Origin of the sequence: Rhodococcus sp. 27YEA6 (assembly GCF_044908235.1) — a bacterium.
GTDB lineage: Bacteria > Actinomycetota > Actinomycetes > Mycobacteriales > Mycobacteriaceae > Rhodococcus_F > Rhodococcus_F qingshengii.
On sequence record NZ_JBIYCY010000002.1, the window covers coordinates 45,738 to 65,533 of the forward strand.

The following is a 19,796-nucleotide window of genomic DNA, read 5'->3' on the forward strand; positions in this document are numbered from 1 at the left end:
TCGTCTGTCGACGGCTTCTCCGCCGAGGTGTCCCTACTCGTCTGCAGGTGCCTCATCCGGGTCGCCGCCGCGTATCGACCACAGCAGACCGTCGAGCTCCTCGGGCTTCATGAGCACCTCGCGTGCCTTCGAGCCCTCGCTGGGTCCGACGACGCCGCGGTTTTCCATGAGGTCCATCAGTCTGCCGGCCTTGGCGAACCCGACTCGTAGCTTGCGCTGCAACATCGACGTCGAACCGAATTGACTCGTGATGACCAATTCCACGGCCTGCAGGAGGACATCCATGTCGTCGCCGATGTCGGGGTCGACGTCTTTCTTCTCCCCTGCCTTCTGTGCGGTGACACCTTCGGTGTACTCGGGCTCGGCCTGGTTTTTCGCGAAGTCGACAACCGCCGAGATTTCCTCGTCGGTGATGAACGCGCCCTGCATACGGGTCGGCTTACCCGCGCCCATGGGCAGGAACAGGCCGTCACCCATACCGATGAGCTTCTCGGCGCCGGGCTGATCGAGGATGACTCGCGAGTCCGTGAGCGAGGACGTCGCGAACGCCAGACGCGAAGGCACGTTGGTCTTGATCAGGCCGGTGACGACGTCGACGGACGGGCGCTGCGTTGCCAGCACCAGGTGGATTCCGGCAGCGCGGGCTTTCTGGGTGATGCGGACGATTGCTTCTTCGACGTCGCGCGGAGCGGTCATCATGAGGTCGGCCAACTCGTCCACGATCGCCAGGATGTACGGGTACGGGCGGTAGACGCGCTCGCTGCCCAGCGGCGCGGTGATTTCCCCGGACTTGACCTTGGAGTTGAAGTCGTCGATATGACGCACCCGGTTGGCCTGCATGTCCTGGTAGCGCTGTTCCATCTCCTCGACCAACCAGGCCAGCGCTGCCGCTGCCTTCTTCGGCTGAGTGATGATCGGCGTGATCAGGTGCGGGATACCTTCGTACGGCGTGAGCTCGACCATCTTGGGGTCGATGAGGATCATCCGTACTTCTTCGGGCGTTGCTCGGGTGAGCAACGAGACGAGCATCGAGTTCACGAAGCTCGACTTACCCGAGCCGGTCGAACCTGCCACCAGAAGGTGGGGCATCTTCGCGAGGTTCGCACTGACGAAGTCACCTTCGATGTCCTTACCGAGACCGATCACCAGCGGATGGTGATCGCGTCGGGTGCTCGGCGCGTTCAAAACGTCGGCGAGGCGGACCATTTCGCGGTCGGAGTTCGGTACCTCGATACCCACCGCGGACTTACCCGGAATGGGGGCCAGGAGGCGGACGTTGTCGGTTGCCACGGCGTACGCGATGTTGCGGGCGAGCGCGGTGATCTTCTCGACCTTCACGCCTGGGCCGAGTTCGACCTCGTAGCGCGTCACCGTCGGTCCGCGGGTGAAACCGGTAACAGCGGCATCGATCTTGAACTGTTCGAGGACTTCGCTGATCGCCTCGATCATCGCGTCGTTCGCAGAACTGCGGAGCTTGGGCGGGTCTCCCTCGATCAGCAACGTCGTCGGCGGGAGGTTGTAGTCGCCGTCGGTGACCCGATCGGTGACGAAGTGTTCCTTCTCCTCCGGCTCCGGTTCGGGTTTCGGCACGGGCTTGGCGATGGGGACCGAACGCGCAGGCACCTTGGGGCGCGGTGCCGGCGTCTCCACGACGGGCGCTGCCACAGCCGCGACGGGCTCGTCGGGTACTGCGGTGTCGTCGGCGTTCCACAGACCGAGGACTTCGGTCTTCTTGTCTCCGGATTCGAACTCGTCCGTCGGGTAGTTGTCGATCGGTGCGCGTCGGCTGGTCCGCTTGGCGGGCTTGAGCGGCGGCTCGGCGTAGGTGTCGACCGGGTAGCCGTCGGCGTCGAACAGTGAAGGATCGTAAGCAGATTCGCCGTAGTGGTGCTCACCATCCTCGTCGAATTCGGATCCGTAGTCGCCGTATTCATCCGAGCGATACGAGGCGCCGAAGAAGGACTGGAACTTGCTCGGCACCTCACGCAGAGTCGTTCCGGTCAGAAGGAGGATTCCGAATCCGGCGGCGATGACCAGCAGCGGCGCAGACAGCCAGACGGTGAGCCCGTTGGTGAGCGGGCCGCCCACGACGTATCCGACAAACCCTGCGCCGTTGGAGCGACCGGTGGCGTCTGTCGGTGAACCCGAGATGATGTGCCAGAGGCCGAGCGCCGGCAGACCGACCAGCAGCGATCCCATGATCAGTCGGGGCCGGATCTCAGGTTTCGGTTCGGTGCGCATCAACAGGATCGCGAGGCCGACGCCGACGATGGGGAGCACGGCCGAGGCCGCGCCGAAGATCGCCCGCACGAGGGTGTCGATGCCGCCGCCGATCGGACCACCGGCCTTGAACCAGACGCCACCGGCGATGACGACGCTGAATGCGATCAGGCCGAGCGCTATTCCGTCGCGGCGGTGGCCGGCTTCGATCTCGCCGACCTTACTGACGGTGCGTGTGGTGGCGCCGACGCCGCGGGCAGCCAGGGACCACCCGGCTCCGATTCCCTTGCCTACAGCGGCCAACGGGCTGGCCCGCTGAGAGGTTTTCGATACCGGGCGGCGCGCGGCCGACGACGTACCGGACGCCTTCTTGGGCGCCGGCTTGGAGCCTTTGCCCGACGCGGGGCGCCCACCAGCCCTGGCCGAAGTCGTGACATTTCGAGGAGTCGATACGGTTCGCGTGGTGCGCGAGGCACGAGGTTTTGCGGTTGCGCGCGCGCTCGGAGTAGAGGCTGACGACCTGGTCGATGCCCTGGACGTAGACGTGCTTGTACTGGATCCCCGGGCGCTCGACTTACCTGCCATGGAGTTCAGGCTAGTCTGTGCGACCCCATCTGGACCATCCGCAACACCAGCAACACTGGTGGCGAGTGCGAAACGTGATCTTCACAACCCGTCTGTCGAGCTCGGCTCCGGCAGAAGGGGGCCATCAGAAACTGCGATCGAGCGCCATCACGGATTGAACGTCGGCCAGTTCACCTTTGGCTTCGATCTTCACCTCGTTGCGACCGAAAGCGTGCAGCAGCAACTCGGCGGGTTCACCCTGCAGGACAACACTGCGAGAGCCGGATTTGTGGACGACCGCACTCTCGCCGGACGGAAGTTCGAAAATGACCTCGACAGCGGCTTTGCGGTAACCCATCTTGCCGATCTGCCGGGCGTACTTCCACAGCTGAGCCTGCCGACCCTCCGACAACGGACGCGGCGCCCAGTTCAGATGTGCGCGTCGTACATCTTCGTGGTGGATGAACATTTCCGTGGTATTTACCTGCGCGTCGAGCCAGTACATCGGCGACCACCGAGGCGGCCCACTCCGAACGTCGTCGAGGATCTCCTCCCACGGACGCGCCGCTGCGGCCTTACGCACGCTCTCGGTGTGACCGGCAAGAGGGCTCAACATGATTCCGGGAGCGGCGTCGAGACGCCGCTCCCGGACTATCAGATGTGCTGCCAGGTCACGATTGGTCCACTCCCCACACAGTGTCGGAGCATCGGGGCCGAATTCGACCATGCTGTCCACCAGGGCGAGTCGTTCGTCATGAGCGAAGGTCACCTTCGCCAAAGTACTCGAACCGGACCGGGTTCGAGCGGAAGCGACCTGCTGTGCCGAATCTACGGAACCGCGATGACCGTCGGAATGATCATCGGACGGCGGCGGTACTTGTCCGCAACCCAGCGTCCGACGACGCGGCGCACCGACTGCGCGATGCGATGAGCGTCGATGACGCCTTCGCTCGCCAACCGGGCCAGGTCCGATTCCACGAGATCCGCGGCAGCCTTGAGCGCAGTCGGATCGTCGGAGAAGCCGCGACCGGACACCTCGGGGGTGCTGACCGCACGGCCCGTCGACTCGTTGATGACGATGGTGATCGCGATGAAGCCGCCCTCACCGAGCACGAGACGATCGGACAGCGTCGGCTCACCGACATCGCCGACGGACAGACCGTCGACGTAGACGTGTCCGACCGGTACGCGTCCGACGATCTCGGCGAGGCCGTCCACCATGTCGACCACGACGCCGTCCTCGGCCAATACGATGCGCTCTTCCGGCACGCCGGTTGCCTTTGCCAGCGCGGCGTTGGCACGTAGGTGCCGCCATTCACCGTGGACGGGCATGGCATTGGTGGGCCGAACCGCGTTGTACAGGTAGAGCAACTCACCGGCGGACGCGTGGCCCGAGACGTGAACCTTGGCGCTCTGCTGGGTCACGACGGTGGCACCGCGCTTGGCCAAACCGTTGACCACGGCAAAAACGGAGTTCTCGTTGCCCGGGATCAGCGAAGACGCGAGAACGACAAGGTCGTTGGCGCGGATGTTGATCTGACGGTGTTCGCCGCGCGCCATCCGCGAGAGCGCTGCCAACGGCTCACCCTGCGAACCCGTCGAAATGAGCACCAGGCGATCGTCGGGAAGGGTGGCGGCGGTGTCGATGTCTACGACGAGGCCGTCGGGCACCGTCAGGTAGCCCAGATCCTGGGCGATCTGCATGTTGCGGACCATCGAGCGGCCGACGAAGACGATGCGGCGGTTGTACCGAGCGGCTACGTCGACGACCTGCTGGATGCGATGCACGTGGCTGGCGAACGATGCCACGATGACGCGCTGCTTCGCCTTGCCGATGACGTTGTCGAGCACTCCCCCGATTTCGCGCTCGGGCGTGACGAATCCCGGAACCTCGGCGTTCGTCGAGTCGACGAGGAACAGGTCGACGCCCTCGTCGCCCAGGCGGGAGAATCCGGCGAGGTCGGTCAGGCGGCCGTCGAGAGGCAGCTGATCGAGCTTGATGTCACCGGTGTGCAGTACGACGCCGGCGTCGGTGCGAATCGCGATCGCGAGAGCGTCGGGAATCGAGTGGTTGACCGCGAAGTACTCGCAGTCGAACGGGCCATGGGTGGTGGTGTTTCCCTCGACGACCTCGACCAGGTTCGGACGCAGGCGATGCTCGCGGCACTTGGCGGCAACGAGAGCGAGAGTGAACTTCGCGCCGATGACCGGAATGTCCGCGCGCAGACGCAGCAAGAACGGCAGAGCACCGATGTGGTCCTCGTGTCCGTGAGTCAAGATGACGGCTTCGACGTCGTCCATACGGTCTTCGATGTAGCGGAAGTCCGGGAGGATCAGGTCGACGCCAGGCTGCTGGTCCTCGGGGAACAGCACACCGCAGTCGACGATCAGCAACTTGCCACGGTGCTCGAACACCGTCATGTTGCGACCGATTTCGCCGATGCCGCCCAGCGCGACGATGCGCAGACCCGATGCCGGCGCCTTCGGGGGTGTTCCGAGGCGACCCGTGGGATCGACGGCCGGACGGTTCTCGGGGCGCTTGTTTCCGCGCCCGTTGCCCGACTTCGATGCTGCCGGTCGGTTACCGCCGGAAGATTTGCGCGGCGACCTCTCTTCGGTCGACTTCTTGGGTGCAGCAGATTTGGTGGCAGCGGACTTGGTTGCTGCAGATTTGGTTGCTGCGGCCTTCTTGGGCGGGGCGGCTGCGGCGGGGGCCGCTTCTGCCGCCGGCGCAGCTGGTGCCTCTACCGGTGCGGCCTTTGCGGCCGTTTCGGGAGCCGGAGGCGAAGGCGGACCGGCTTGACGACTGGCACTACGACGTCGGGGGGGACGGGTCATTTACAAAACTCCTGCCGCATGCAGATCGGCGGCAAGACCGTCGATCTGCTCTTTAGTGGGTGCAACCTGCGGAAGGCGTGGTTCTCCGACATCGATTCCGATGAGTCGCAGACCCGCCTTCGAAGCGCTGACACCGCCGAGGCGGGCAACGGAACGAATCACAGGGATCAAACTGAGGTTTATCTCGCGTGCGCGGGCGATGTCGCCGGACACGAACGCGGTGTGAAGGTCACGGAGACGACCCGGAACAAGATGGCCGATGACGCTGACGAAGCCGGTGGCGCCGACAGCGAGCCACGGCAGATTCAGCGGGTCGTCGCCGGAGAAGAACTGAAGCTCGGTGGTGCCGATCAACTCTGCGCCGGCGTTGAGGTCGCCCTTGGCGTCCTTGACGGCCTTGATTCGCGGGTGCTCGGCGAGTCGGCGGATCGTCTCGGTCTCGATGGGAACGACGGAGCGGGGCGGAATGTCGTACAACATGACGGGCAGGTCGGTCGCGTTGGCGACGGCGGTGAAGTGTGCAAACAGTCCGGCCTGGGGCGGACGTGAGTAATACGGGGTGACGACGAGCAGACCGTGCGCTCCGGCGCGAGCCGCGTCACGTGCGAGTTCGACGCTGTGAGCGGTGTCGTTGCTGCCGGCGCCTGCAACGATCTTCGCGCGGTTACCGACGGCGTCGATCACTGCGCGGAGCAGGTCGAGCTTCTCGGACTCGGTGGTGGTGGGAGATTCACCGGTGGTACCGGCAAGAACGAGGCCGTCACAGCCGTTGTCGACGAGATGGGCTGCGAGGCGCACTCCCGCGTCGACGTCCAACTTCCCGTCGGCAGTGAACGGGGTCACCATCGCAACGGAAATGGTGCCGAACGGACGCTCGACAAGAGAAGCGGAATCACCGTAGGTCATGGTCAGAAGGTTACCCGGTTCAGCTCTTACTTCTGCACACGAGTCACGACTCGGCCGCAAATGCGCTGACGGCAATTTCCGATCCGTCGCTTCCGCGAAGAATCTCGTAGTCCCCGAACACATTTGGCGCGACATCACGAAGCTGACGCAGGCACTCGACCGCGACTCGCCGGATCTCGACATCCGCATGTTCGGTGGCACGCATCTCGACGAAGTGCCGCCAGGCCCGATAGTTCCCGGTCACGACCAAGCGCGTCTCGGTGGCGTTGGGCAGCACCGAGCGCGCAGCCTGCCTGGCTTGCTTGCCCCGCATCGGGGCACCGGGCACCGATTGCAGTTTCCCTTCGAGGGCAGTCAGCAGTTCCCCGTAAGCGCGACGGCTTTCGTCGGTGGCATTCAGAAACAGTGCTTCGAGCTCGGGATCACCTTCGACAGCAGGAGGCACGACGACGTTTGCATCGTTCTCACGGACGAATCGCTGCGAGAGTTGCGAGTACGAGAAGTGCCGGTGACGAATCAATTCGTGAGTGCACGAGCGCGAGATACCGGTGATGTAGAAGCTCACTGTCGCATGCTCGAGCACCGAAACGTGTCCGACCTCGAGCAGATGCCTCAGATAGCCGGCGTTGGTTGCGGTTCGCGGATTCGGCTTGGACCAACTCTGGTAGCAGGCTCGACCGGAGAACTCGACCAGCGCTTCGCCACCATCCGCGTCCGTCTCCCACGGAATGTCCTCGGGCGGGAAGAACTCGGACTTCGCCACCAACTGCACCTTCAGCGACACCGTGTTCGGCACAACCCACTCCTCGACAAGCACGAAACGACCAGCACGAAACCCGGGCGCCGTTCGCCTCAGGTGCTGGGCAACTCTATAGCGGTCGACCGCCCTCGATACCGAGTGACGTCATCACGTCCTTGACTGACGTCACTTTTGACGCCACTGTGGTGTCATGGACATTTCGGAGTACACCGCAAAGCTGCAGAACGACCTCGCCACTGCAGCCGAACTCGGCGACGATCACACGCGCCGGATTGCGGCGTCGTTGTCCGCCGCCATCGAACCCTCGGTCCGCCTGGTCTTGTTGGCCGCGGCGACGGAACTGGCCAAGGAGATCGGGGCGAAGCTGGGCGACCGAGAGGTCAAGGTCAATCTCGACGGAAGCGAATTACTGGTCGACGTCGTTCGCCCGCCGAACTCGACCGGCGGCGAGGGTGCAAACGAGAAGGCAGACGACGAGAAGAAGGACTCAACCTACTCGTTCGACGACGTCAGCGGAGATATCAGCCGGGTGACGTTGAGGATGATGGAACAGATCAAAGCCCGCGCCGAGGAGGCCGCCAATCAGAACGGAGTCTCCCTCAACTCGTGGGTTTCACAAGCCGTCCAGGGCGCATTGCGGGACCAGATGCGCAAGAACGGCATGGACTAGCTCGACGCCAACCCGATCACCGAATGATCTAATTGCGCAACTGCAGTAATCACGAACCGTTGCCGCAAGGCGAGAAGGAGCACGTTCATGGCCGTTTCGGGCGTCAAGGAATTCGAGATCAAGGCTGATCCGGAAACGGTGATGAAGGCCGTAGCAGCCGTCGATCGGCTGCCGGAGTGGTCGTCTGCACACAAGAAGATCACCATCGAGAGCACCCACGACGACGGTCGCCCCCATCGCGTTCGCATGGCCGTGTCCATTCTGGGAATCAACGACGAGCAGGTAGTCGACTACACCTTCGAGGGCGACGAGAAGGTGACCTGGACCCTCGTGGAGAGCGGTCAGCAGAACCAGCAGGACGGCTCGTACGTCTTGACTCCCACCGACGGTGGAACCAAAGTCACCTTCGAACTGACCATCGATCCCAAGATCCCGCTGCCGGGCTTCCTGGTGAAGAAGGCACAGAAGACGGCGCTGGAAACAGCGAGCAAGGGCCTGACGAAGTTCGTCGAAAACTTCTGAGCGCACACGCAATTCAGGCGGCCCTTACTTCCGGCGTTCATCGCCGGGTAGTGGCCGTTTGCCGTGAAGCCGAGCTGTGTTTTCGCGGAAGTCCCTGCCGATGTTGAAGATTCGCCGGTAGCCGGGGACCGCCCGGAGTAACGTCGGCCGCGTGTCCGCCGAGACCGCAGAGCCCAACTCCATGGCACCCGTGCGCATCCTCGTCTACAGCGACGACGCACACACGCGCGAGCAAGTTCGGCTCGCTCTCGGAGAGCGCCCACATCCGTCGATGCCCACCATCGACTACATCGAGGTCGCGACGGCACCGATCGTCGTAGCCAAGCTCGATGCCGGCGGAATCGACCTCGCCATTCTCGACGGCGAGGCGAGTCCGGCGGGCGGCATGGGCGTCGCGAAACAACTCAAGGACGAGATCGCCGACTGTCCACCGATCCTCGTACTGACCGGTCGACCCGACGATGCGTGGCTGGCGTCGTGGTCGAGAGCGGAAGCCTCAGTGCCGCAGCCGATAGATCCGATCGAACTTGCTTCCACCGTCATCGCGCTTCTGCGTCGACAACTGAGCCGGTGAGCACCCGTTGCAGCGGTGATTCGTTGCGGCGCCGACTACTTCGGACTTTCGAGAGCGAAACTCGGCACCCCGAAAACGAACCCAATGTCGGAGGCCTCCCCTAGTGTGGGTGTCGCAGGTCACATAAGTATCGAATTGCTGGCAGTATCGAAATCGAACGGCACCTTCGGGCTGGGCGGACATCCGCACAGCGGAGAGGAGTTCGGGTGACATGAACGCTTACATCCCCATTCTCGTCCTCGGGGTCATCGCGATGGCCTTCGCTGTGGTGTCGGTTGTTCTCGCGTCCGTGGTCGGCCCGAAGCGGTACAACAGGGCGAAACTCGAAGCCTACGAATGCGGAATCGAACCGGCACCCCGTACCGCCGGTAGCGGGCGGTTTCCCGTCAAGTTCTATCTGACGGCAATGCTGTTCATCATCTTCGACATCGAGATCGTTTTCCTCTACCCGTGGGCGGTGCATTTCGATTCGCTCGGCTTGTTCGGCCTCGCGGCGATGGGCCTTTTCATAGTCAACGTCTCGGTGGCATACGCATACGAATGGCGACGAGGCGGTCTCGGTTGGGACTAGGCCAGCGGACACAGGTACAGCACACATACGTCAGACAAAACCGGTCACACCGCAGCTGTTACGACTGAAAAGAGTCGGTTATGGGTCTCGAAGAAAAGCTCCCCAGCGGATTTCTACTGACCACTGTCGAGGGCCTGGCAGGGTATGCCCGCAAAGGATCACTGTGGCCTGCCACCTTCGGGCTCGCGTGCTGCGCGATCGAGATGATGGCAACCACGTCAGGTCGCTTCGACCTGGCGCGGTTCGGCATGGAGGCATTCCGCGCGTCGCCGCGACAGGCAGACCTTCTGATCGTGGCCGGGCGGGTCAGTCAAAAGATGGGGCCGGTACTTCGTCAGGTCTACGACCAGATGGCCGAGCCGAAATGGGTTCTGGCCATGGGTGTGTGTGCGTCGTCCGGCGGTATGTTCAACAACTACGCAGTGGTACAGGGCGTCGACCACATCGTGCCGGTCGACATCTACTTGCCCGGCTGTCCGCCGCGGCCGGAGATGCTCCTGAACGCGATCATCGAACTGCACCGAAAGATCCAGGAGATGCCCCTCGGCGTGAACCGCGAAGAGGCACGCGCGGCAGCCGAGCGCGCCGCACTGGCATCCACCCCCACCATCGACATGAAGGGGCTTCTGCGATGACCGCGGGCAACAACGGATCGAGGGGGATGTTCGGGGTCCGCGGCAGTGGTGACACCTCGGGCTACAGCCGGCTCGCCCCGCCGATCTCAGTAGAGGACAAGGCCTCTCGACCGTTCGGTGGATACTTCGACGAAGTTGCGGACTCCTTGGATGCCGCATTGCGCAGCGCGGGCAGCACTTTCACCGATGCAATCGAGCGGGTAGTGATCTTTCGAGACGAGATGACGCTGCATGTCGAACGGTCTCACCTCCCGCAGGTCGCGCGCAGACTGCGCGACGAATCGGAACTGCGCTTCGAACTTTGCCTGGGTGTCGATGGAGTCCACTATCCGCAGGACACCGGTCGCGAGCTCCACGCCGTGTATCCATTTGCTTCGATCACGCACAACCGCCGGATCAGACTGGAAGTGTCCGTGCCGGACACCGATCCACATATTCCGTCCATCGTCGGGATGTACCCCACCAACGATTGGCACGAGCGTGAGACCTACGACTTCTTCGGGATCGTCTTCGACGGTCACCCGGCCCTGACCCGTATCGAGATGCCCGACGACTGGAAGGGCCACCCACAGCGCAAGGACTATCCGCTCGGCGGTATCCCGGTCGAGTACAAGGGCGCCCAGACTCCTCCACCCGACGAGCGTAGGTCGTACAACTGATGAACGAGACGACAGGAAGCAACTCCGGTGCCACGACGGAAACCGTCGTCACAGCATCGGGTCAGGACTGGGACGACATCGTCACCGCGGCCGCTCGCCAGCGAACCGGCGAGGCCGAACGGATCGTGGTCAACATGGGCCCGCAGCATCCGTCCACTCACGGCGTCTTGCGCCTCATTCTCGAAATCGAGGGTGAGACAGTCGTGGAAGCTCGGTGTGGAATCGGCTACCTGCACACCGGAATCGAAAAGAATCTCGAATACCGGAACTGGACGCAGGGCGTCACTTTCGTTACTCGAATGGACTACCTGTCACCGTTCTTCAACGAAACCGCGTACTGCCTCGGAGTCGAAAAACTTCTCGGCATCACCGACGACATTCCCGAGCGAGCCACCGTCATTCGCGTGATGATGATGGAGCTCAATCGAATCTCGTCGCACCTTGTCGCCCTGGCAACCGGTGGAATGGAACTGGGCGCCGTGACGGCGATGCTGTTCGGATTCCGCGAACGCGAATTGATTCTGGACGTGTTCGAGACGATCACCGGACTGCGGATGAATCACGCCTACATCAGGCCTGGTGGTCTCGCTCAGGATCTACCCGACGGGTCGGTCGCGAAGGTACGAGAACTGTTGAAGGTCCTACCGAAACGGTTGCGTGACGTCGAACTGATGCTCAGCGACAACTCCATCTGGAAAGCCCGCACCCAGGGAATCGGATATCTCGATCTCACCGGCTGCATGGCGCTCGGCGTGACGGGGCCGGTCCTACGCGCCACGGGTCTCCCCCACGATCAGCGTCGAGCGCAGCCCTACTGCGGCTACGAGAACTACGAGTTCGACGTCGTGACGCACGACGGATCCGATTGCTACGGAAGGTACGTCATCCGTGTCGAGGAGATGAAGGAGTCCCTCAAGATCGTCGAGCAGTGCCTCGACAAACTGCAACCGGGGCCGGTCATGGTGGACGACAAGAAGATCGCCTGGCCTGCCGATCTCGCTGTCGGACCGGATGGCCTCGGCAATTCGCAGAAGCACATCGCCAAGATCATGGAGTCGTCCATGGAGGGTCTGATTCACCATTTCAAACTGGTCACCGAAGGAATCCGCGTGCCGCCCGGCCAGGTGTACGTCGCCGTCGAATCCCCGCGTGGCGAGTTGGGTGTGCACATGGTCAGCGACGGGGGAACCCGGCCGTACCGCGTCCATTTCCGGGATCCGTCATTCACCAACCTTCAAGCGGTAGCGGCGATGTGCGAGGGAGGCATGGTGTCCGACGTGATCGCCTCGGTTGCCAGTATCGATCCCGTCATGGGCGGAGTGGACCGATGACCGGCCCGAACGGCTCGTCACGGGTGTTCATCGAACTCGGGCCGCGCCCGGACGAGCCCACGCAACTGGTACGCCCTGGCGCACGATCGAGTTATCCGCCTGACGTACTCGCCCGACTCGACGCCGATGCCGAAACCGTCATCGCTCGTTACCGTGAGCCTGACGCCGCGGCGACCACCAGTCGATCAGCCCTCCTGCCGCTCCTTCATCTCGTGCAGTCCGAGGACGGGTACATCACCCCGGCCGGGATCGATTTCTGCAGTGCCAAGCTGGGTTTGACCGGCGCCGAGGTTGCCGCCGTTTCCACCTTCTACTCGATGTATCGCCGTGGTCCGACGGGTGAGTATCTGGTCGGAGTCTGCACCAACACGCTGTGCGCGATCATGGGCGGAGACGACATCCTCGCAGCACTCGAAGAGCATCTCGGGTCAGCAGGCTCCAGAGACGAAGGCGGACACTCCATCTCGACGTCCGACGGCAAGATCACCCTCGAACACATCGAGTGCAATGCGGCGTGCGACTACGCCCCCGTCATGATGATCAACTGGGAGTTCTTCGACAACCAGACTCCGGAATCGGCGCGCTCACTCGTCGATGCGCTCCGCGCCGGAGAGCGCGTGACACCCAGTCGCGGTGCCACACTGTGTTCGTTCCGACAGACCGCACGCACCTTGGCCGGGTTCCCGGATACGCGAATCGAAGCAGCCGAAGCACAAACAATCGGCGGGGCAACTCTTGCCGGACTGCGTATCAGCCGATCTCACGACGACAACCCACCCGGCTCGGCCTCAGCAGCCGACGCTCCCGGCGAAGGGAAGTGACATGACACTCGCCCCCGTACTGAGTCGCTACTGGGATCAACCGAACTCGTGGACTCTCGACAGCTACCTTCGTCACGACGGCTACCAAGCCCTACGCAAAGCGCTAGCCATGTCCCCCGACGCCGTGATCGAAACGGTCAAGGACGCGGGCCTTCGTGGGCGCGGTGGCGCCGGTTTCCCGACGGGCCTCAAGTGGAGTTTCATCCCACAGAGCACCGAAGACAAGCCAGGAGACGGCAAGCCTCACTATCTCGTCGTCAATGCCGACGAGTCCGAACCGGGCACATGCAAGGACATGCCGTTGATGATGGCGACCCCACACACGTTGGTCGAGGGAGTCATCATCGCGGCGTATGCAATTCGAGCGGCCAAGGCGTTCATCTACGTCCGGGGCGAGGTGGTCCCGGTCCTGCGACGTCTGCAGACCGCCGTGGCCGAGGCCTACGCGGCCGGATACCTGGGCCGCAACATCCTCGGTTCGGGATTCGACTTGGATCTCGTCGTGCACGCGGGAGCAGGCGCGTACATCTGTGGTGAGGAGACAGCCCTCCTCGATTCGTTGGAGGGACGACGCGGTCAGCCTCGACTGCGGCCGCCATTCCCCGCCGTCGCCGGCCTCTACGCCTGCCCGACCGTCGTCAACAACGTCGAGTCCATCGCGAGTGTGCCGTCGATCGTCCTGGGCGGCCCGGAGTGGTTCCGGTCGATGGGAAGCGAGAAGTCGCCGGGGTTCACGTTGTACTCGCTCTCTGGTCATGTCACCACTCCCGGCCAGTACGAGGCGCCGCTCGGCATCACGTTGCGAGAACTTCTCGACTACGCGGGCGGCGTTCGCACCGGGCACACCCTCAAGTTCTGGACTCCCGGCGGATCCTCGACTCCGATCTTCACCGACGAACATCTCGATGTCCCACTCGACTACGAGGGCGTCGGCGCGGCGGGATCGATGCTCGGCACCAAAGCACTGCAGATATTCGACGACACAACCTGCATCGTGCGTGCGGTGCTGCGGTGGACCGAGTTCTATGCCCACGAATCCTGCGGTAAATGCACGCCGTGCCGCGAAGGCACGTACTGGCTGGTGCAGATCCTGCGTCGGCTCGAAGGCGGAACAGGTACTGAAGCTGATCTCACCAAACTTCTCGACATCTCGGACACCATCCTCGGAAAATCCTTCTGCGCGTTGGGCGACGGAGCGACCAGCCCGATCATGTCCTCCCTGAAGTACTTCCGCGAGGAATACGTAGCGCATTTCGACAGCAACGGATGCCCGTTCGATCCTCGCCGATCCGTTCTCGCGACAGGAGCGTTCGTCTCATGACTGCAGCCGACGCTACCAAGAACGACGCCACCAAGACCGACACGGCACCGCCCACTGATCTGGTCGCCCTCACCATCGACGGCCGGGAACTCCAGGTACCCAAGGGCACGTTGATCATTCGCGCTGCAGAGATGATCGGCACACAGATTCCGCGGTTCTGCGATCATCCTCTTCTGGACCCGGTCGGGGCGTGCCGACAGTGCATCGTGGAGGTCGAAGGTCAACGCAAGCCGGTGGCGTCCTGCACGACACCGGTTGCGGACGGAATGGTCGTCACCACACAGCTCACGTCACCGGTGGCGGAGAAGGCGCAGCGCGGGGTGATGGAACTCCTGCTCATCAACCACCCTCTGGACTGCCCCGTGTGTGACAAGGGCGGCGAGTGTCCGCTTCAAAACCAGGCGATGTCGACCGGTCGCACCGAATCCCGGTTCGGTGAGGAGAAAAGGACCTACCCCAAGCCCATCCCACTCTCGTCCGAAATCCTGCTCGACCGCGAGCGTTGCGTCCTCTGCGCCAGATGCACACGGTTTTCGGGCCAGATCGCCGGCGACCCGTTCATCGATCTCCTCGAGCGCGGCGCGCTTCAACAGGTCGGGATCTACGCCAACGAGCCCTTCGAGTCCTACTTCTCGGGCAACACCATCCAGGTGTGCCCGGTCGGCGCGCTTACCAGTACGGCATACCGATTCCGGGCGCGACCGTTCGATCTGGTGTCCAGCCCCAGCGTGTGTGAACACTGCGCCGACGGATGTGCTCAGCGCACGGACCACCGTCGCGGAAAGGTTCTCCGCCGTCTCGCCGGGGACGACCCCGAAGTCAACGAGGAATGGAACTGCGACAAGGGCCGTTTCGCATTCACGTACACGACCCAAGGTGATCGGATCACCACTCCCCTGATCCGCAACGCTGACGGCGAATTGATTCCGGCGTCGTGGCCCATGGCACTCGACCTCGTTGCGCGATCCTTCGCGCAGGCCCGCGGTGACGCAGGCGTACTCGTCGGCGGACGCTCTACCTTGGAGGACGCCTACGCCTACGGCAAGTTCGCGCGAGTTGCTCTCGCTACCAACAACATCGACTTCCGAATCCGTGCTCATTCTGCCGAAGAGGCAGGTTTCCTCTCAGCACACGTCGCCGGCCGCACACTCGAAGAGTCGGTGACGTACCAGGACCTCGAGTCGGCCCCGGCCGCATTGCTGGTAGCTCTCGAGCCCGAGGAGGAGTCACCGATCATCTTCCTGCGGCTGCGCAAGGCCGCACGTTTCGGCAAGACGACGGTGCTCTCCAGCGCGCCATTCGCTACGCGCGGCCTGCAGAAGATGGGCGGCTCTTTGCTTCGGACCGTACCCGGAAGTGAAGCAGCTCTGATGGATTCGTTGGCTCGCCCTGGAAATGAGGAGGGCCAGCTCCTCCGGCAGCCCGGTGCAGTGATCCTGTTGGGCGAACGACTCAGTGAGGTGGCGGGCGGCTTCGCCGCGGCGGTACGTCTCGCCGAAGCGACAGGAGCTTGTTTGGCTTGGGTCCCACGCCGCGCTGGTGATCGCGGCGCCGTCGAGGCCGGCGCACTACCGGGATTGCTTCCCGGCGGACGCCCCGTTGCGGACCCGGCAGCACGTCAGGAGGTGGAATCAGTGTGGGGGGCCTCCATCCCGGCATCCGACGGGCGCGACGCCGCGAGTCTGCTGGATCCGGGGCAGACGACTGCTGCCCTTCTTGTCGGCGGCGTCGAATTGAGTGATCTCCCGAACCCGGCGAAGGCAAGGGCCGCGATCGAAGCAGCAGGGTTCGTGGTGAGTTTGGAGATCCGTCACAGCGGAGTCACCGAACTCGCCGACGTCGTCTTCCCGGTGGCACCGGTCGCCGAGAAGCCCGGAACCTTCCTCGACTGGGAAGGCCGCGAGCGCGTGTTCGACACCGCGTTGAGAACGACAGGAGTAATGCCGGATCAGCGCGTTCTCCACGCGATCGCAGCCGAGATGGGCATCGATCTGGGCCTACCCGACGCAGATTCCGCACGCTCGGAGATACACCGCCTCGGCGCTTGGTCCGGATCGCGCCCCACCTCGCCTCAGGTCCCGTCAGGCACCATGCCCACACCGGCACTGGGCGAGGCAGTGTTGTCGAGTTGGCGAATGCTGCTCGACAACGGCCGACTGCAAGACGGCGAGCCCAACCTGGCGGGTACGGCACGGCTCCCACTCGTACGTTTGTCTGCCGAGACCGCTGCCGAGATCGGCGCCGACAACGGCGATCACGTTGCGGTGTCGACTGAATCCGGTTCCATCACATTACCGTTGGAGATCACCGAACTCCCGCCTCGAACAGTCTGGCTCCCACTCAATTCACCGGGTAGCACGATCTACGAAACGCTCTGCGTTACCGCGGGTTCCGTGGTGAAGATTGCGAAGGCTGGAGCGCAATGACCACCCACGAATACGGGACCGTGGCAGCTCCGGTCGACCTGTCGGCGTTCGGGCACGACCCGTGGTGGTTGGTGATCGGCAAGGCTCTCGCCATTTTCGTGTTCCTCGTACTCACACCGCTGGTGGCAATTTACGCGGAACGAAAGGTCATGGCACGCATGCAGATGCGTGTCGGACCGAACCGCGTCGGCCCCCGTGGAATGCTCCAGAGTCTCGCTGACGGAATCAAGCTCGCCCTCAAGGAGGGCATCACACCGACCGGCGCCGACAAACCGATTTATCTCCTCGCGCCCGTCATCGCAGTCGTGCCCGCGTTCATGGCCTTTGCCGTCATCCCGTTCGGTCCGCAGGTGTCGATCTTCGGAACCCTTTCACCCCTGCAACTGACCGATCTGCCGGTCGGAGTTCTCTACATCCTCGCCGTAACTTCAATCGGTGTGTACGGGATCGTGCTTGCCGGCTGGTCGTCCGGATCGACGTATCCACTACTGGGCGCACTTCGATCGACCGCGCAGGTCATCTCCTACGAAGTAGCAATGGGGCTGTCCTTCGCCGCAGTCTTCCTCTACGCCGGCACGATGTCCACGTCCGGCATCGTCAGCGCCCAACAAGGTGCCTGGTACGTCTTTCTCCTCCTGCCGTCCTTCCTGATCTACGTAACAGCCATGGTCGGCGAAACCAACAGGGCTCCCTTCGACCTTCCCGAGGCCGAGGGTGAACTGGTGGGTGGGTTCCACACCGAGTACTCCTCACTCAAGTTCGCGATGTTCATGCTGGCCGAGTACGTGAACATGGTGACGGTGTCCGCTCTGGCCACGACACTGTTCCTGGGCGGGTGGCACGCACCGTTCCCGTTCAACCTGTGGGACGGCGCCAATTCCGGTTGGTGGCCGGTGCTGTGGTTTGTCGCCAAGGTGTGGGGCTTCCTCTTCGTCTTCATCTGGTTGCGCAGCACGCTTCCTCGATTGCGCTACGACCAGTTCATGAATCTCGGCTGGAAGGTTCTGATCCCCGCAGCTTTGGTATGGGTGATGGTGATCGCGACCGTTCGTGCGTTCCGCAACGAGGGCTACAACACCTGGGTCGTACTTCTCTGCGTCGCACTGGTTCTCGGAGCTGCGCTCCTGATCGTGTTGGCCGGGACTTACCGCAGCCGACGCCGAACCGCCGCGTTGGTGCCCGATTCGGGGACCCGGCCTTTCGATGCGATGTCGGGCGGCTTCCCGGTTCCACCCCTACCTGATCAAACGCTGCCGACCCGAAAACTACCGGGTCAGAACGTGCCACCGCCGCGGCGGACAGATGTTTCCGACACATCGGAGGACTCCCATGCCTGATTTCCTCGGACCTATCGCGGGTTTCGGAGTGACGCTCTCGACAATGTTCAAGAAACCCGAGACCGAGTTCTATCCGGAGGAGAAGCGGCCCACCGCGCCCGGATACCACGGTCGCCATCAACTCAACCGGTATGCGGACGGACTCGAGAAGTGCATCGGTTGCGAACTGTGTGCCTGGGCTTGCCCCGCCGACGCGATCTATGTCGAGGGTGCTGACAACACCGAAGAAGAACGGTTCTCCCCCGGCGAGCGTTACGGGCGGGTGTATCAGATCAACTACCTGCGGTGCATCGGCTGTGGCCTCTGCGTCGAGGCTTGCCCCACTCGGGCTCTCACCATGACCAACGAGTACGAGATGACCGACGACAACCGAGCCGGGTTGATCTACGAGAAGGACCGCCTTCTTGCGCCCCTGAAACCCGACATGGCAGCGCCACCACACGCGCTGCGTCCCGGCACAACTCAGGACGACTACTACCGCGGCGACATCACAGCAGCTCCCGAACAGCCAGCACCCGAGCAAGAGCCGAACCCGGAGACCGAGAAATGATCGCGTCGGTCACGACCACGATCCTGGCGGAGGGAACGATGACATCGACCTCCACCGGCGAGGCGGTGCAGTTCTGGATCCTCGGAACCCTTGCGGTGATCAGCGCTTTGGGCGTGGTCGCCGCCCCCAAGGCCGTCTACTCTGCGCTCTTCCTTGCAATGACGATGATCATCCTGGCCGTCTTCTACATCGTGCAGGGCGCACTGTTCCTGGGTGTCGTCCAGGTCGTCGTCTATACCGGCGCAGTGATGATGTTGTTCCTGTTCGTCCTGATGCTGGTCGGCGTGGATTCTTCGGACTCCTTGGTCGAAACGCTACGGGGACAACGCGTCAGCGCGATCGTGATCGGTGTCGGATTCGGACTGCTCCTCATCGGCGGACTCGGAAATGCGTCGATCTCGGGCTTCACCGGATTCACCGGACTCGACCAGGGCAACATCGACGCTCTCGCCGATCTCATCTTCATCCGCTACGTCTGGGCCTTCGAACTGACCGGCGCACTGCTGATCACGGCGACACTTGGCGCAATGATGCTCGCGCATCGGGAGAAGATCGGAGCCACACTCAGCCAACGCGAACTCTCGCAGCAACGATTCGCGTACCTGGGCAGCGATGAGAGTAATCCCGACAAGGGCTCGGCCACTCCCCTCCCCAGTCCCGGCGTGTACGCACGTCACAACGCAGTGGACATGCCGGCACTGTTGCCCGACGGAACGTTCTCGACGCTCTCCGTCAGCAGCGCACTCACTCCGCGTTCCCCGGATCCGAGTACCGGTGAGGAGTCTGCGCGATGAATCCCGAGAATTACCTGTATCTGTCGGTCCTGTTGTTCACCATCGGGGCTGCGGGAGTCCTCCTGCGACGCAACGCCATCGTGGTGTTCATGTGTATCGAATTGATGCTCAACGCCGCGAACCTGGCATTCGTGACCTTCGCGCGCATGCACGGCAATCTGGACGGCCAGATCTTCGCCTTCTTCACGATGGTGGTAGCTGCGGCCGAAGTAGTCGTCGGCTTGGCAATCATCATGATCATCTTCCGATCTCGGCGTTCTGTATCCGTCGACGACGCAGACCTGCTGAAGTACTGAC

18 protein-coding genes and 1 pseudogene are annotated in these 19,796 nt (G+C 63.0%); 14 read left to right on the forward strand and 5 right to left on the reverse strand.

Annotation, left to right across the window (positions count from 1 at the left end; genetic code table 11):
• Positions 1–33: 33 nt before the first annotated feature.
• The 5 genes from ABH939_RS06620 to thyX all read right to left on the reverse strand — a co-directional run bounded on the left by ABH939_RS06620 (position 34) and on the right by thyX (position 7,324).
• Positions 34–2,805, reverse strand: coding sequence for a DNA translocase FtsK (locus ABH939_RS06620; protein ID WP_404649483.1), 2,772 nt, complete (start codon positions 2,803–2,805; stop codon positions 34–36).
• A gap of 124 nt (positions 2,806–2,929) precedes the next feature.
• Positions 2,930–3,553: a TIGR03085 family metal-binding protein gene (locus tag ABH939_RS06625; protein WP_007735153.1), complete on the reverse strand. Its 624-nt coding sequence runs from the start codon at positions 3,551–3,553 to the stop codon at positions 2,930–2,932.
• A gap of 59 nt (positions 3,554–3,612) precedes the next feature.
• Complete coding sequence (locus ABH939_RS06630; RefSeq protein WP_050655788.1) at positions 3,613–5,622, reverse strand: ribonuclease J; 2,010 nt, start codon at positions 5,620–5,622, stop codon at positions 3,613–3,615.
• A complete protein-coding gene (gene dapA / locus ABH939_RS06635; RefSeq protein WP_003942142.1) occupies positions 5,623–6,528 on the reverse strand; it encodes a 4-hydroxy-tetrahydrodipicolinate synthase in 906 nt (301 codons plus the stop codon). It abuts the gene before it with no gap.
• Between the two features lie 43 nt (positions 6,529–6,571).
• Positions 6,572–7,324, reverse strand: a complete 753-nt coding sequence (gene thyX, locus ABH939_RS06640) for an FAD-dependent thymidylate synthase (protein WP_003942250.1) — start codon at positions 7,322–7,324, stop codon at positions 6,572–6,574.
• Between the two features lie 154 nt (positions 7,325–7,478).
• On the opposite strand from thyX, the gene ABH939_RS06645 reads away from it, so the two are divergent.
• From ABH939_RS06645 to nuoK, 14 genes and pseudogenes are all read left to right on the forward strand, one after another.
• The gene (locus ABH939_RS06645) at positions 7,479–7,958 is read left to right on the forward strand and encodes a toxin-antitoxin system HicB family antitoxin (protein WP_003942206.1); all 480 of its coding nucleotides are present in this window, start codon (positions 7,479–7,481) and stop codon (positions 7,956–7,958) included.
• An 87-nt stretch (positions 7,959–8,045) separates the two neighbouring features.
• Positions 8,046–8,480: an SRPBCC family protein gene (locus ABH939_RS06650; protein ID WP_003942203.1), complete on the forward strand. Its 435-nt coding sequence runs from the start codon at positions 8,046–8,048 to the stop codon at positions 8,478–8,480.
• Positions 8,481–8,661: 181 nt separating this feature from the next.
• Positions 8,662–9,054, forward strand: coding sequence for a response regulator transcription factor (locus tag ABH939_RS06655; protein WP_042450864.1), 393 nt, complete (start codon positions 8,662–8,664; stop codon positions 9,052–9,054).
• A 211-nt stretch (positions 9,055–9,265) separates the two neighbouring features.
• A complete protein-coding gene (locus ABH939_RS06660; RefSeq protein WP_064688795.1) occupies positions 9,266–9,625 on the forward strand; it encodes an NADH-quinone oxidoreductase subunit A in 360 nt (119 codons plus the stop codon).
• 80 nt (positions 9,626–9,705) lie between these two features.
• Complete coding sequence (locus ABH939_RS06665) at positions 9,706–10,260, forward strand: NADH-quinone oxidoreductase subunit B family protein (RefSeq protein ID WP_003942234.1); 555 nt, start codon at positions 9,706–9,708, stop codon at positions 10,258–10,260.
• Positions 10,261–10,280: 20 nt separating this feature from the next.
• Positions 10,281–10,919: pseudogene (locus ABH939_RS06670) on the forward strand (NADH-quinone oxidoreductase subunit C); the annotation flags it as partial.
• Positions 10,919–12,250: an NADH dehydrogenase (quinone) subunit D gene (gene nuoD, locus ABH939_RS06675; RefSeq protein ID WP_007735150.1), complete on the forward strand. Its 1,332-nt coding sequence runs from the start codon at positions 10,919–10,921 to the stop codon at positions 12,248–12,250. The pseudogene ABH939_RS06670 and the gene nuoD, both read left to right, overlap by 1 nt.
• Complete coding sequence (gene nuoE, locus ABH939_RS06680; RefSeq protein ID WP_003942123.1) at positions 12,247–13,071, forward strand: NADH-quinone oxidoreductase subunit NuoE; 825 nt, start codon at positions 12,247–12,249, stop codon at positions 13,069–13,071. Before nuoD ends, nuoE begins: the two co-directional genes overlap by 4 nt.
• A 1-nt stretch (position 13,072) precedes the next feature.
• A complete protein-coding gene (nuoF, locus tag ABH939_RS06685) occupies positions 13,073–14,392 on the forward strand; it encodes an NADH-quinone oxidoreductase subunit NuoF (protein ID WP_050655787.1) in 1,320 nt (439 codons plus the stop codon).
• Positions 14,389–16,818 (forward strand): NADH-quinone oxidoreductase subunit G, encoded by a 2,430-nt coding sequence (locus ABH939_RS06690; RefSeq protein WP_042450686.1) that lies wholly within the window; start codon positions 14,389–14,391, stop codon positions 16,816–16,818. Before nuoF ends, ABH939_RS06690 begins: the two co-directional genes overlap by 4 nt.
• The gene (gene nuoH, locus ABH939_RS06695) at positions 16,815–18,155 is read left to right on the forward strand and encodes an NADH-quinone oxidoreductase subunit NuoH (protein ID WP_404649484.1); all 1,341 of its coding nucleotides are present in this window, start codon (positions 16,815–16,817) and stop codon (positions 18,153–18,155) included. The genes ABH939_RS06690 and nuoH overlap by 4 nt, the downstream gene beginning before the upstream one ends.
• The gene (gene nuoI / locus ABH939_RS06700; protein ID WP_007735146.1) at positions 18,148–18,705 is read left to right on the forward strand and encodes an NADH-quinone oxidoreductase subunit NuoI; all 558 of its coding nucleotides are present in this window, start codon (positions 18,148–18,150) and stop codon (positions 18,703–18,705) included. Before nuoH ends, nuoI begins: the two co-directional genes overlap by 8 nt.
• Positions 18,702–19,499 carry an NADH-quinone oxidoreductase subunit J gene (locus ABH939_RS06705; protein ID WP_030535566.1) on the forward strand — a complete coding sequence of 266 codons (798 nt, stop codon included), beginning with the start codon at positions 18,702–18,704 and terminating at the stop codon, positions 19,497–19,499. Before nuoI ends, ABH939_RS06705 begins: the two co-directional genes overlap by 4 nt.
• Positions 19,496–19,795: an NADH-quinone oxidoreductase subunit NuoK gene (nuoK, locus tag ABH939_RS06710; protein ID WP_003942238.1), complete on the forward strand. Its 300-nt coding sequence runs from the start codon at positions 19,496–19,498 to the stop codon at positions 19,793–19,795. The genes ABH939_RS06705 and nuoK overlap by 4 nt, the downstream gene beginning before the upstream one ends.
• Position 19,796: the final 1 nt, after the last annotated feature.